This is a genomic window from Streptomyces sirii (assembly GCF_045690365.1).
Taxonomy (GTDB): Bacteria; Actinomycetota; Actinomycetes; order Streptomycetales; family Streptomycetaceae; genus Streptomyces; species Streptomyces sirii.
Genome location: NZ_CP147982.1, coordinates 423,719 through 436,345, shown reverse-complemented (window position 1 = coordinate 436,345; position 12,627 = coordinate 423,719). Strand labels below are relative to the sequence as shown.

Sequence of the window (12,627 nt, the reverse complement as noted above, 5' to 3'; positions counted from 1 at the left end):
ACTATATATTCGGGGGGAAGGCCCGCGGTGCAGGGAAGCCGGTGTGATTCCGGCACGGTCCCGCCACTGTGACCGGGGAGTACGCCGTCGAGCAGGACGCCACTGACGAGCACGATGTCGGGAAGGCGGGCGGCGCGCGCTGATCCGGGAGTCAGGATACCGGCCGCGGGATGTTCCGTGTTTTCCACGAGGATGGAGCAGACACGCATGGCACCGGTACGCATCCAGGACCCCAGAGGATTCGCCGGACGGGCATCAGGTTCCCGAGGACTTCTCCGTCGCGCGCTTCCCGACGTCTGACGGTTCATCCGCCGTACGCGATCTCGCGCAGCCCTGCACCGACGTGACCGCGCCGGTGTCACGGGCCGACGCGCCATCCCGGATCCCGTCCGGATCCGTCCGGATCCCACCTGACGAGAGCAGGCATTCATGGTCCGTGAAGACGACCGCGCCGCCGTGCGCGAGTTGACCCACTTCATCGGAGGCAAGCGCACCCCGGGCGCACCGGGGCGCTACGACGATGTGTACGACCCCAACACCGGTCGGGTGCAGGCGAGTGTGCCTCTTGCGAGCCGCGCCGAGACCGAGGCCGCCGTCGCCGACGCCGATCAGGCGCAGGGTGAGTGGGGCGAATGGAATCCGCAGCGCCGAGCCCGCGTGCTGCTCCGATTCCTCCAGCTCGTCGAGGAGGAACGGGACTCGCTGGCCCGTCTGCTCTCCTCCGAGCACGGCAAGACGATTGCCGATGCACACGGTGACATCCAACGCGGCCTGGAAGTGGTCGAGTTCGCCGCGGGCATTCCGCACCTGCTCAAAGGCGAGTTCACCGACAACGCCGGAACCGGCATCGATGTCCACTCCCTGCGCGCGCCGATCGGCGTGACCGCCGGAATCACCCCGTTCAACTTCCCCGCGATGATTCCCCTGTGGCAGGCCGCACCAGCCCTGGCCTGCGGCAACGCCTTCATTCTGAAGCCCTCTGAACGCGATCCGTCCGTGCCGATCCGGCTGGCCGAGTTGTTCCTGGAGGCGGGTCTGCCGCCCGGCGTCCTCAACGTCGTCAACGGTGGCAGGGAAGCCGTCGACACCCTCCTGGAAGACCCCCGCGTCGGCGCCCTCGGCTTCGTCGGCTCCACGTCCGTCGCCGCGCACATCTACGCCACCGCGGCGGCACACGGCAAGCGGGCCCAGTGCTTCGGCGGCGCCAAGAACCATCTGATCGTGATGCCGGACGCCGACCTCGACCAGGCCGTGGACGCCCTGATCGGGGCGGGCTACGGCTCGGCGGGCGAGCGCTGTATGGCCATCTCGGTCGCGGTTGCCGTCGGCGAGGAGACCGCCGACGCCCTGGTGGCACGTCTGAAGGAACGCATGGGGCGGCTGCGGATCGGCCGCAGCGACGACCCGGAGGCGGACTTCGGCCCGCTGGTCGGCAGGGACGCCGTCGACCGGGTGCGCGCGTACGTCGACCTCGGAGTCCAGGAGGGTGCCGAACTCGTCGTGGACGGACGGGATTTCGTCCTGCCCGGCCACGAAGGCGGCTTCTTCGCCGGCGCGTCCCTGTTCGACCGGGTCACCCCGGACATGCGGATCCATCAGGAGGAGATCTTCGGCCCGGTTCTGTCCGTCGTTCGTGCCCGCGACTACGAGGAGGCCCTGCGCCTGCCCAGCGAGCACGCCTACGGCAACGGCGTCGCGATCTTCACTCGCGACGGCGACACCGCCCGTGACTTCACCCGGCGGGTGAACACCGGCATGGTCGGCGTCAACGTGCCCATCCCGGTGCCGGTCGCCTACCACACCTTCGGCGGCTGGAAGCGGTCCGGATTCGGCGATCTGAACCAGCACGGCCCGGACGCGATCCGCTTCTACACCCGTACGAAGACCGTCACTTCACGGTGGCCGGCGGGCCGGCGTGAGGGCGCGAGCTTCACGATTCCCACGATGGGGTGACCGACGATGACCAGCACCCTGCTCACCGAGGACCAGCAGGCCCTCGTCGAGACCACCCTGGACTTCGCCCAGGACCACCTCGCCCCGCACGCCCTCGACTGGGACCGCGACAAGCACTTTCCCGTGGACGTCCTGCGCAAGGCCGCCGGCCTGGGACTCGGCGGCGTCTACGTCCGCGAGGAGTCGGGCGGATCCGGCCTCACCCGCGCCGACGGCGTCCTCGTCTTCGAGACCCTGGCCTCCGGCTGCCCGTCCATCGCCGGATACCTCTCCATCCACAACATGGTCGCCTGGATGATCGACCACTACGGCGACGACGCCCAGCGCGACCGCTGGCTGCCCCGGCTGTGCGCCATGGACGACCTCGCCAGCTACTGCCTCACCGAACCGGGCGCCGGCTCGGACGCCGCGGCCCTGCGCACGCGAGCCGTCCGCGAGGGCGACGACTACGTCCTGACCGGGGTCAAGCAGTTCATCTCCGGTGCGGGCGCCTCCCAGTTGTATGTAGTGATGGCCCGGACCGGTGGCAACGGTCCCGACGGAGTCTCCGCGTTCGTCGTCGACAAGGACGACCCCGGCCTGTCCTTCGGCCCGGACGAGCGGAAGATGGGGTGGAACGCGCAGCCCACCCGGCAGGTCGTCCTGGACGGCGTCCGGCTGCCCGCCGACCGGCTCCTCGGTCGCGAGGGGCACGGCTTCCGCATCGCGATGAACGGTCTGAACGGCGGCCGGCTCGGCATCGCCGCCTGCTCCCTCGGCGGCGCCCGCAGTGCCCTGAGCAGCAGCCTGACCCACCTCGCCGACCGGGAGGCGTTCGGGCGGCGGCTGCTCGACGCACAGGCGCTGCGGTTCCGCCTCGCGGACATGGCGACCGAACTCGCCGCCGCCCGCGCGCTGGTCCAGCAGGCCGCCCAGGCCCTCGACCGCGGCGACCCGCAGGCACCACAGCTGTGCGCCATGGCCAAGCGGTTCGCCACCGACACCGGCTACTCCGTCGCCGACCGCGCTCTCCAACTGCACGGCGGCTACGGCTACCTGAGCGACTACGGCGTCGAGAAGATCGTCCGGGACCTGCGGGTCCACCAGATCCTGGAAGGAACCAACGAGATCATGCGTGTCATCGTGGCCCGCGGCCTGACGGAGGCGTTCTGATGGCTGCCGCTGAGGAACCCGTACTGCTGCACACCGCCGGACGAGCCGCCTACCTCACCCTCAACCGCCCCAGAGCCCTCAACGCCCTCACGCACCCGATGGTGCGCCGGATCGACGAGGCGTTGACCGCATGGGAGCACGATCCGGCCGTCGAGACCGTCGTCGTCACCGGCGCGGGGGAGCGGGGTCTGTGCGCGGGCGGCGACATCCGCGCCATCCACGACGACGCCCGCGACGGGGGCGGCGCCGCCTCCGCGGCCTTCTGGCGCGACGAGTACCACCTCAACGCGCGCATCGCCCGCTACCCCAAGCCGTATGTCGCCGTCATGGACGGCATCGTCATGGGAGGCGGGGTCGGCGTCTCCGCGCACGGAAGCGTCCGGGTCGTCACCGAGCGGTCCCGTATCGCCATGCCCGAAACCGGCATCGGCTTCGTCCCGGACGTCGGCGGCACCTATCTGCTGACCCTCGCACCAGGCGAACTCGGCACGCATCTGGCGCTCACGGGCGGTCAGATCGGCGCGGCCGACGCCCTGTTGTGCGGGCTCGCCGACCACTACGTACCGTCCGGCGCACTACGGCAGTTCGTCGACGACCTCGCCGGCACACCCGTACGCGATGCCCTGACCCGCCATGTGCAACCGCCGCCGGAAGGAGAGCTGGCCGGTCAACGGCACTGGATCGACGCCTGCTACGCCGCCGACAGCGTCGAGGAGATCGTCCAACGGCTCCTCGCCCATGGCGCCCCGGCCGCGAAGGAGGCCGCGGAGACACTGCTCGCGAAGTCGCCCACCGCCCTCAAGGTCACCCTGACCGCCCTGCGTCGCGCCCGGCGGCTCGGCCCGTTGGAACGGGTCCTGGACCAGGAGTACCGCGTCTCCTGCGCCGCCCTCGCCGCTCCCGACCTGGTGGAGGGGATCCGCGCCCAGGTCATCGACAAGGACCGCCGGCCGCGCTGGTCCCCGGCTACGCTCGCCGAGGTCGCCGACGCCGACGTCGAGCGCCACTTCTCCCCCCTCGGCTCTCGCGAGCTGGGGCTCGCCGGCTCGGACACCGTGCCGGAGGTGGCCTGGTGACCAGGAGCATCGCGTTCATCGGACTCGGGCACATGGGCGGCCCCATGGCCGCCAATCTGGTGACGGCGGGCCACCGCGTGCGCGCGTACGACCTCGTGGCCGCAGCCCTGGACACCGCCGCCGAGGCGGGCGTCGAGCCCGCTGGATCCGCGGCCGAGGCCGTCGCGGACGCCGAGGTGGTGATCACCATGCTGCCCGCCGGCCGACATGTACTGGACCTCTACGACGACATCCTGGGCGCCGCCCGGCCCGGAACCCTCTTCGTCGACTGCTCGACGATCGACGTCACGGACGCCCGCACCGCCCACGAGCGGGCCGCCGCCGCCGGAATGCGGTCCCTGGACGCCCCGGTCTCCGGTGGGGTGGTGGGTGCCGAGGCGGCCACACTCACCTTCATGGTGGGCGGGGGCGAGGCGGAGTTCGCGGAGGCGGAAGTCCTGCTGGCGGCGCTGGGGAAGAGGTCCGTCCACTGCGGGGGCGCGGGTGCGGGCCAGGCCGCCAAGATCTGCAACAACATGATCCTCGGCGTCTCGATGATCGCGGTCAGCGAGGCGTTCGTGCTCGCCGAGAGCCTCGGCCTGTCCCACCAGGCCCTGTACGACGTGGCTTCCGCAGCGTCCGGACAGTGCTGGGCGCTGACCGTGAACTGCCCCGTTCCGGGCCCTGTTCCGGGCAGTCCCGCCAACCGCGACTATCGGCCCGGCTTCGCCACCTCCCTGATGGCCAAGGACCTGGGCCTCGCCGCCAACGCCGCTCGCGCGGGCGGTGTCCAAGCGGAACTCGGGCTGCGTGCGGCCGAGTTGTACGCCGCGTATGCCCAGGGGGCGGGCGCCGCAGAGGACTTCTCCGGCGTCGTACGCACGATCAGGAACCAGAGCGGAGCGCAGGCATGACCACACCACAGACGAGCGCATACGAGACGATCCTCGTCGAACGCAAGGGCCGCGCCGCCCTGCTCACCCTCAATCGTCCGGCGGCGCTCAACGCCCTCAACCTCCAGGTGATGAACGAGGTCGTGGCCGCCACGGAGGAACTCGACCGTGCCCCCGAATGCGGCTGCATCGTGATCACCGGCTCGGCGAAGGCGTTCGCCGCCGGGGCCGACATCAAGGAGATGCGGCCGCAGGGCTATATGGACATGTACCTCAGTGACTGGTTCGGCGCCTGGGACCGGCTCGGGCAGCTGCGCACGCCGACCGTCGCCGCCGTCGCCGGCTACGCCCTCGGCGGCGGCTGCGAACTCGCGATGCTCTGTGACGTCCTCCTCGCCGCCGACACCGCCGTCTTCGGCCAGCCGGAGATCAAACTCGGAGTGATCCCCGGGATCGGCGGTTCCCAGCGACTGACCCGGGCCGTCGGCAAGGCCAAGGCGATGGAGCTGTGCCTGACCGGGCGCACCATGGACGCGTCCGAAGCCGAGCGCGCCGGACTCGTCTCCCGTGTGGTGCCCGTCGACGAACTGCTCGGCGAGGCCCTCGCGGTCGCCGAGACCATCGCGGGCATGTCGCTTCCGGTGGCGATGATGGCGAAGGAGGCGGTCGACCGGGCCTTCGAGACGACGCTCACCGAGGGCGTCCGATTCGAGCGCCGCCTCTTCCACGCCGTGTTCGCGACCTCCGACCAGAAGGAGGGCATGAGCGCCTTCGTCGACAAGCGGCCGCCCGCGTTCCGGCACCGCTGACCGGACGCTCGTCCCGGGGCCGGTACCGAGCCCCGGGACGGCGAGGCGGCGTGTCGGAAGGCGCGCTGGCCGTCGTTGAGCCACGCTGTGGCGGCCGGCTGCCCAGAGATGTCGTCGTGTACGAGCCAGCCGACTGCCCCTGTGCGGCCCTTCCGCCTCGCGCGGGGCAGGGTGCCTTTGAGGGGGTGCGAGGCCTACTTGGATTCGACTCGTCCTACCGGGTCGGAGCCGGTCGTCAGTTCCTGGCACGCGGTCTGCCACGCGGGGGCGCCGGGGTGCAGCTGGGTGTGGAGGTAGGCCGCGGTGAGTCGGGCGAGGGCGGCGACTCGCTGTGGGTTCTCGTCCGTGGTCTCGGCGGCGTCGTATCCCGCGATCCCGCCGAGTCCGTGCTCCGCGTCGAACAGGGTGAGCAGGGTCTTGGGGCCGGGGGCGAGGGTGTAGGGGTCGGCGTGCCAGTTGGGCCCCATGTCCGTGAAGTGCCGGGAGTCGTCCTTGTCGCCGGCGACGACCAGCGCGGGTGCGGTCATGGTGGAGAAGTCGACGGCCCCGATGATCGGCCACTGCTCGGCCATGGGCCCGTTGAGGGCTTCGCCGCCCCTGCCGGGCGCGGCGAGCAAGAGGCCTGCCTTGATCCGGGGGTCGACGAGGTGCACCACGTTCCCGGTGTCGGGGTCGTTGAGCCCGGCGCCCAGCAGGAGGGCGGCGGTGAAGCCGCCGAGCGAGTGTCCGGCGAGGGCGACCTTGGTGTGGTCGATCCGTCCCGCGAGCTGCGGCACGGCGCTTTCGATCACGTCGAGCCGGTCGAGGATGTGGGTCATGTCCTCGGCGCGGGAGCGCCAGAAGTCGGGTGCGCCGGGTGCGTCGGCGACCCGGTGACTCAGTGTCCGGGAAGTGAGATGGGTGGGCTGGACGACGGCGAATCCGTGGGCGGCCCAGAAGTTGGCGAGCGGCGCGTAGCCGTTGAGCGAGGAGAGGTTGTTCGAGGGGCCGTGACCGTGGGAGAGCAGGATGACCGGGAGGCCGGTCCCGGTCGCGGGTACGGAGACGCGCACCTGAAGGTCCACGGGACGTCCGGGCACGGAGAGGACCACGGGGCTGAAGGACAGGACCGGGACGGGCGTGCCCAAGGCGTCGGCGCTGGTGGCAGTGGATGTGCTCACGATGAGGGTTCCCTTTCGGTGGCAACTGCCGCCCGCTGGTCTCCCCAGACCGGCGATCGGCGACGGGCAAGGCGTCAGGAGCCGTCCCGTTTCGGCTAAGCTGAAACGGAACGCTGCTCCATTTAGCATTCGGAGCGCCGCTCCGTTTTGTCAATCGGCGTGGAAGGACGACGTGATGGCCACCGAGAGCCCTGCAGGGGAGTCGCCGTCCCGAGGCAAGCGGGCCGACGCCCAGCGCAACCGACGGACGGTGCTCGCCGCCGCCGCCGAAGTGTTCGTCACCTCCGGCGTCGACGCCCCGATCCGCCAGATCGCGGCCCAGGCGGGCGTCGGGATGGCCACGATCTACCGCCACTTCCCGACCCGGGCGGATCTCGTCACCGCCGTCTACCGCCACCAGATCGAGGAATGCGCCGAAGCCGGCCCGAACCTGCTCGCCGGTGCGGACTCCCCGTTCGACGCGCTGCGCCAGTGGATCGACCTCTTCGTCGACTTCCTCGTCACCAAGCACGGACTCGCCGACGCCCTGCAGTCCGACAGCGACCGCTTCGCCGCGCTGCACACCTACTTCCTCGACCGCCTGCTGCCCGTCTGCGCCCAACTGCTCGACGCCGCGGTCGAAGCCGACGACATCAGGCCCGGCACGCAGCCGTACGAGCTGATGCGCGGCATCGGAAACCTCTGTATCGGACGCGACAACGACCCCCGCTACGACCCCCGACGCCTGATCGCCCTCCTCCTCCAGGGACTCCAGCGACCTCACGCGTCCTGATGCCGACGAGTCCTGGGGGGTGGCGCTCACCTCAACACCGGACTTGTCGTCGCACACCGCAAACGCCCAGGGCGGCCGCTACTGTCGGGCGAGTCGAGGAGGCGGACAATGCCGAACATCGCAAGGTCCGCGCCGCATGGAACACGGCTTCTGGCCATGGTGGCCATCGCGGCCAGGGCAATGCGCGTCAGCGCAGGAACCCTTCGTAATTGTGCTGCTGGAGCTGACTCTCGATCTGCTTCACGGTCTCCAATCCGACGCTCACGATGATGAGGATGCTCGTGCCGCCGAACGGGAAGTTGCTGCCGTTGAACAGCACCAGTGCCGCTGTGGGCACAAGGGCGATCAGCCCCAGGTAGAGCGCTCCCGGCCAGGTGATCCGGTTGAGCACGTAGCCCAGGTAGTCAGCCGTGGGTCGACCAGCCCGGATACCTGGGATGAACCCGCCATGCTTCTTCATGTTGTCGGCAACTTCTTTGGGGGTGAAGGAGATGGCGACGTAGAAGAATGCGAAGAAAACAATCAGCAGGAAGTAGAGCGTCAAATAGATCGGTTGGTCGCCCCTGGCGAGATTGGTAGCGATCCACCGGGCCCATCCGGACGCTGAGCTACCGCCGAGATCGATCAAACTGGGGATGGTGAGCAGCGACGAGGCGAAGATGACAGGAATTACACCCGCCTGATTCACCTTCAGCGGGATGTAGGTCGAAGTGCCGCCGTAGGAGCGACGGCCGATCATTCGTTTCGCGTACTGGACCGGGATCCGGCGCTGCGCCTGCTCGACGAAGACCACGAGGCAGACCATGCAGAGGCCGACCGCGATCACGATGGCGAACTCGCCCCAGCCGCCCAGGATTTGACCCGACTTCTTGATCCCCCACAGGTTGGCCGGGAAGCCGGCGGCGAGGGAGGTGAACATCAGGATCGACATGCCGTTGCCGATGCCGCGGTCGGTGATGAGCTCCCCGAGCCACATCACCACGGCGGTGCCGGCGGTCATGGTGATGACCATGACGGAGGTCTGGAAGATCGAGGTGTCCGGGACGATCTGGGCGCGGACCTGGCAGGTGGGGAAGAGCCCACCGCTTTGGGCTTGGGCCACCAGAGCGGCACCCTGGAGCACCGCCAGACCCAGCGTCAGGTACCGGGTGTACTGGGTGATCTTCGCGGTGCCCGCCTGGCCCTCCTTCTTCAGCGCCTCCAGGCGCGGAATGACCACCGTCAGCAGCTGAAGAATGATGCTCGCCGTGATGTACGGCATGATCCCCAGGGCGAAGACGGTGAGCTGCGTGAGCGCACCACCGCTGAACATGTTGATCAGGCTGAAGAGGCCGTCGTTGCCGCCGACCGCCTTGATGCACTTCGCAACGCTCCGGTAGTCCACCCCAGGGGCCGGAACGTTCTGCCCCAACCGATAGAGAAGCACGATTCCAAGCGTGAAGAGTATCTTTTTGCGAAGACCGGGCGTTTTGAAGACCCTCACGAATACGGTAGGCACTTTTTCAAATCGTCCTTAATCTCGCAAGTTGATAGGAGTTTGCACTCGTCCTCGACCGTCCTTGCCCGTCGAGTTGGTGCCACCTCAGTGGTCGTAGCATCCGTTGATGAGGTTCGCTGAGGTGTCCAGTTGCAGGCAGCTGTCGTCGCTGGCCGGGAGCAGCTTTCTGAGTGCAGCCAGGACTGACGTGAAGTCATGAATCTCGTGGCGCTGGGCACGTCTTTGGTAGTGGCATCGCATGGCGATTTCTTGGTGGCGCCTTCGCCAGCGGGGCCATCTCAGCGGCTGGTTGTCTGAGAATTAAACGGCTCTGCGCGGTTGCGGTGGGGCCAACAGGCACCGTGGCAGCGTCGTTGTTGCTGATGTGGAGATTCTGGAGATCGTCTTCTGTTAGATAGCTTGAACCGCTGCGGCCCGGAGGCCTGGTCGCGGCGTGGGCAACCGACGCGGCGGGTACGCGGGTATCACCGGTGTCGGCTCGCGGATCTGCCGGTCGCCGGGCGGTCGGTGGCGGTCGACTCGAAGCTCCAGCAGCAGTGCGGCGCAACGCTCGCATGGGGCGAGGCGCTCCTGGACCGGTGCCGATCCCGCTGCCGAACGGAGTCGCGCAGGTAAGCGGCGAGTTTCGAAGCGTACTTACGGCACTCCCGCTCCATCTCCTCCATCCCGGGGGCGCGCTGTCGGTTCGGCGTCAGGCTGTTCCGGCGGCGGGGCGATGCCCGCCGCTCCAAGATCCCCGCGCCTTGGTCTCGGTATTCCTGCCATTGCCGTCCGCTCCTCAACCGTCGTAGCTCGAACCTTGGCCGGCGCTACTTGGTCGTTGAGGTGTGGGTCGGGATCGGGGCTGGCGCGGTCGTGCAGGTGCGGGTGGGGATCGGGACCGGCACGGTCGTCGAGGGGTGGGTCGGAAACGGGACCGGCACGGTCGTGCAGGTGCGGGTCGGAATGGGGACCGGCGCGGTCGTGGAGGTTGGTCGGTGATGAGGAATGGTGGGCCCGCCTTGAGCGGAGGCGCTCGGCAGGACTTCCAGCCCGACGCCGAGCCCGGCGATCGTCAGCGCCGAGCCGGTGGCCATCCAAACCGTCCGAGCACGCCGACGGGCACGGACTCCAGCGTGCAGCCGCTGCCGGTGCTGATCCTCAAAGGGGGTGTCTGCCTGGGTATCGCGCATCATCCGCGCGAGTTCGTGTTCGAAGTCTTCCATGATGTCTCCTTTCACTTCACCGGCTCGATGGCGTCACCCAGGAGCTGCCGCAACCGCGTCACGCCGCGTGACGTAAGGGACCGGACGGTGCCCACCGGACACCCCAGCGCCTCGGCAACCTGGACCTCGGACAAGTCCTGGTAATAGCGCAGCACGACCGCGGCGCGCTGCCGCACCGGCAGCAATGCCAGCGCCGCCTCCAACCGAGTCCGTTCCTCGACGGCAGCGGCCACATCGCCGGCCTCGGGAAGCTCCGGCAACCGTTCCACCGGACGCTCGCCCCACCAGCGACGTCGCGCCGAGCGAGCCGCCGCACGTGCCAGCACCCGGCGCACATACGCCTCCGGCGCCTGCTCGGCCACCCTCGGCCACGCGAACCACAGCTTGACCAGCGCCTCCTGCAGCAGATCCTCGGCCCGATGCCGATCTCCACCGGTGAGCAGATGCGCCAGGTGAAGCAGTGCCGACCAACGATCCGCGACGAACCGGTCGAACGCCTCGGCCCGCAACTGCCCCATCAACGCCGTCCCTCGCCTCGATTACTCGCCTACACCCCTACAAAGGCACTGACCCACGTCCCGCTATGCAGCCCCCGGCCGTGACCTGCCTCACACGCCCACCTCGGCCCGTGCGCAAGCTCCCACACCGAAGCGCACACCCACATCCCCGTACCCGAACGCCGGCCGCCCTGTGGGTGGAAGCCGCCCGCGCCTACAGTCAGCATGGTCGGCTCGCCGACGGCTATCAGGCCCTGCGATTCCCCGAGACCTGTGCGGCCCGGGACGTCCGCCGTCCCGCGGTGCGGGATCTGGTCGCCGACATGTCCGCCCGCGATCACCGCCGAGCCTTGCCTGAACTCCACCACTTCAGCCGGCAATTGGGAGCCCCGCGTGACCGAAGTATCCGACCAGCACAAGAAGCCCTTCCTGTACGTCGTCGTCTGCGCGTCCGGCATCGCGGGCGACGTGGACCAGCTGATCACGGCCGCCCAGAAACAGAACTGGGACGTCGGCGTCATCGCCACGCCGCAGGGGCTCGGTTTCATGGACGCGGCAGCGGTCGAAGCGCAGACCGGCTTTCCCATCCGGTCCGCCTGGCGCTCGCCCGGCGACCCTCGTCCCCTACCGCCGCCGGATGCGATCGCGGTCGCACCGGCCACCTTCAACACGATCAACAAGTGGGCTGCCGGGATCTCCGACACCCTGGCCCTGGGCATCTTGTGCGAGGCGTACGGCCTCGGCATCCCCACGGCCGCGCTGCCGTACCTGAATACGGCCCAGGGAGCCCACCCCGCGTACCCGCAGAGTTTGGATCGGCTGCGTGGGATGGGCGTCCTGATCGGCTCCTACGGGCCTCAACGGGCGAAGGCCGGGGGCGGCGCGGACGGCTTCCGCTGGGAGGAAGCGTTGGAACTGCTCAGCCCTGAGGTCTCGGGGCGGGCGCGGACGCGGGAGACATGAGGTAGCCGAGGGTGCCGATCCGCAGCGGCGCGAGGAGACGTGGATGATGACGCCACGGTCGGCTTCGATCATTGCGGGTAGCAGGCCGCGGTCCAACGGCCTGCCGTCTCCCGGCTCAGTCTGGCTTCGGCCGGGACCGCAAGCGTCGCATTTGGGCGTGGCTGAGGTCGTGTGCCCGTCGCATGTGCCGGGTGATCACCTCAAGTTCGTCGTCGGTGTGCTCGTCGAGGAGCGCCTGCCAGGTCTGGCCGAGGTCGTCCCACACCGTGGTGACGCGGGCAATGCGATCCGGCACCGGACTGACCAGCACCCGGCGGCGGTCTTGTGGATCGGGGGCGCGGAGCACGTAGCCGCCACGTTCGAGCCGGTCGACCAGCCGTGTGGCCGAACCTGTGGTCAGGCCCGTCATGTCGGCGACCTGCTTGACCGTGAGCGGCCCGGGCTCTGCTGTCAGCAGACTCAGACACTGCACGTCGGTCGGGTGCAGTCCGAGATGGTCGGCGATGGCTTGGTTGAACAGCACATAGGCCGCCAGGTAGCGGCGGGACTCCCTCGACAACTCCTCGTACAGATGGGCCCGATGCGGGTCTGTCATCTGGATCACACCCCAAAATGCTGCGCGGCGCAGCAATCTTTTGTAGTCTCCTGCGTGACGCAGTTAATGTGCCAC

Annotated in this window: 12 protein-coding genes, 2 pseudogenes and 1 riboswitch; of the genes and pseudogenes, 9 read left to right on the top strand and 5 right to left on the bottom strand. The window is 69.1% G+C overall.

Annotated features, from left to right (window positions below):
* Position 1: 1 nt before the first annotated feature.
* Positions 2-183: riboswitch (cobalamin riboswitch) on the top strand.
* Between the two features lie 246 nt (positions 184-429).
* From WAB15_RS02060 to WAB15_RS02040, 5 genes are read left to right on the top strand one after another with little or no spacing between them, the layout of a single operon-like run.
* Entirely contained in the window at positions 430-1,953 is a 1,524-nt protein-coding gene (locus WAB15_RS02060) for a CoA-acylating methylmalonate-semialdehyde dehydrogenase (protein ID WP_407285062.1), read from the top strand.
* A gap of 6 nt (positions 1,954-1,959) precedes the next feature.
* On the top strand, positions 1,960-3,105 hold the full coding sequence (locus tag WAB15_RS02055; RefSeq protein ID WP_407285061.1) for an acyl-CoA dehydrogenase family protein: 1,146 nt from the start codon (positions 1,960-1,962) through the stop codon (positions 3,103-3,105).
* Positions 3,105-4,181, top strand: coding sequence for an enoyl-CoA hydratase/isomerase family protein (locus WAB15_RS02050; RefSeq protein WP_407285060.1), 1,077 nt, complete (start codon positions 3,105-3,107; stop codon positions 4,179-4,181). Before WAB15_RS02055 ends, WAB15_RS02050 begins: the two co-directional genes overlap by 1 nt.
* Positions 4,178-5,074, top strand: a complete 897-nt coding sequence (gene mmsB, locus WAB15_RS02045; RefSeq protein WP_407285059.1) for a 3-hydroxyisobutyrate dehydrogenase — start codon at positions 4,178-4,180, stop codon at positions 5,072-5,074. Before WAB15_RS02050 ends, mmsB begins: the two co-directional genes overlap by 4 nt.
* Positions 5,071-5,862, top strand: a complete 792-nt coding sequence (locus WAB15_RS02040; RefSeq protein WP_407285058.1) for an enoyl-CoA hydratase — start codon at positions 5,071-5,073, stop codon at positions 5,860-5,862. Before mmsB ends, WAB15_RS02040 begins: the two co-directional genes overlap by 4 nt.
* 194 nt (positions 5,863-6,056) lie before the next feature.
* Here the strand turns inward: WAB15_RS02040 and WAB15_RS02035 are convergent, their stop codons facing one another.
* Complete coding sequence (locus WAB15_RS02035; RefSeq protein WP_407285057.1) at positions 6,057-7,022, bottom strand: alpha/beta hydrolase family protein; 966 nt, start codon at positions 7,020-7,022, stop codon at positions 6,057-6,059.
* A gap of 175 nt (positions 7,023-7,197) precedes the next feature.
* Between WAB15_RS02035 and WAB15_RS02030 the strand changes: the two genes are divergently transcribed.
* Both WAB15_RS02030 and WAB15_RS02025 read left to right on the top strand, forming a co-directional pair.
* Positions 7,198-7,794: a TetR/AcrR family transcriptional regulator gene (locus WAB15_RS02030; protein WP_399147968.1), complete on the top strand. Its 597-nt coding sequence runs from the start codon at positions 7,198-7,200 to the stop codon at positions 7,792-7,794.
* 9 nt (positions 7,795-7,803) lie between these two features.
* Positions 7,804-7,949: pseudogene (locus WAB15_RS02025) on the top strand (IS5/IS1182 family transposase); the annotation flags it as partial.
* A gap of 32 nt (positions 7,950-7,981) precedes the next feature.
* Here the strand turns inward: WAB15_RS02025 and secY are convergent.
* From secY to WAB15_RS02010, 3 genes are all read right to left on the bottom strand, one after another.
* Positions 7,982-9,292, bottom strand: coding sequence for a preprotein translocase subunit SecY (gene secY / locus WAB15_RS02020; protein WP_407285056.1), 1,311 nt, complete (start codon positions 9,290-9,292; stop codon positions 7,982-7,984).
* 809 nt (positions 9,293-10,101) lie between these two features.
* Positions 10,102-10,497 (bottom strand): cellulase, encoded by a 396-nt coding sequence (locus WAB15_RS02015; RefSeq protein WP_399147966.1) that lies wholly within the window; start codon positions 10,495-10,497, stop codon positions 10,102-10,104.
* An 11-nt stretch (positions 10,498-10,508) separates the two neighbouring features.
* Positions 10,509-11,015, bottom strand: coding sequence for a SigE family RNA polymerase sigma factor (locus WAB15_RS02010; protein ID WP_399147965.1), 507 nt, complete (start codon positions 11,013-11,015; stop codon positions 10,509-10,511).
* 141 nt (positions 11,016-11,156) lie between these two features.
* Here WAB15_RS02010 and WAB15_RS02005 point away from each other — a divergent pair.
* Both WAB15_RS02005 and WAB15_RS02000 read left to right on the top strand, forming a co-directional pair.
* A pseudogene (locus WAB15_RS02005) lies at positions 11,157-11,386 on the top strand (transcriptional regulator); the annotation flags it as partial.
* Between the two features lies 1 nt (position 11,387).
* Positions 11,388-11,957, top strand: a complete 570-nt coding sequence (locus tag WAB15_RS02000; protein WP_407285055.1) for a flavoprotein — start codon at positions 11,388-11,390, stop codon at positions 11,955-11,957.
* Between the two features lie 115 nt (positions 11,958-12,072).
* Here the strand turns inward: WAB15_RS02000 and WAB15_RS01995 are convergent, their stop codons facing one another.
* Positions 12,073-12,552, bottom strand: coding sequence for a MarR family winged helix-turn-helix transcriptional regulator (locus WAB15_RS01995; RefSeq protein WP_407285054.1), 480 nt, complete (start codon positions 12,550-12,552; stop codon positions 12,073-12,075).
* Between the last annotated feature and the right edge of the window lie 75 nt (positions 12,553-12,627).

Excerpts from the sequence above, each read along its gene's own strand:
- WAB15_RS02060 (WP_407285062.1), top strand. The coding sequence starts at position 430 with ATGGTCCGTGAAGACGACCGCGCCGCCGTGCGCGAGTTGACCCACTTC.
- WAB15_RS02055 (WP_407285061.1), top strand. The coding sequence starts at position 1,960 with ATGACCAGCACCCTGCTCACCGAGGACCAGCAGGCCCTCGTCGAGACC.
- WAB15_RS02050 (WP_407285060.1), top strand. The coding sequence starts at position 3,105 with ATGGCTGCCGCTGAGGAACCCGTACTGCTGCACACCGCCGGACGAGCC.
- WAB15_RS02040 (WP_407285058.1), top strand. The coding sequence starts at position 5,071 with ATGACCACACCACAGACGAGCGCATACGAGACGATCCTCGTCGAACGC.
- WAB15_RS02030 (WP_399147968.1), top strand. The coding sequence starts at position 7,198 with ATGGCCACCGAGAGCCCTGCAGGGGAGTCGCCGTCCCGAGGCAAGCGG.
- WAB15_RS02015 (WP_399147966.1), bottom strand. The coding sequence starts at position 10,497 with ATGGAAGACTTCGAACACGAACTCGCGCGGATGATGCGCGATACCCAG.
- WAB15_RS02010 (WP_399147965.1), bottom strand. The coding sequence starts at position 11,015 with ATGGGGCAGTTGCGGGCCGAGGCGTTCGACCGGTTCGTCGCGGATCGT.
- WAB15_RS01995 (WP_407285054.1), bottom strand. The coding sequence starts at position 12,552 with ATGACAGACCCGCATCGGGCCCATCTGTACGAGGAGTTGTCGAGGGAG.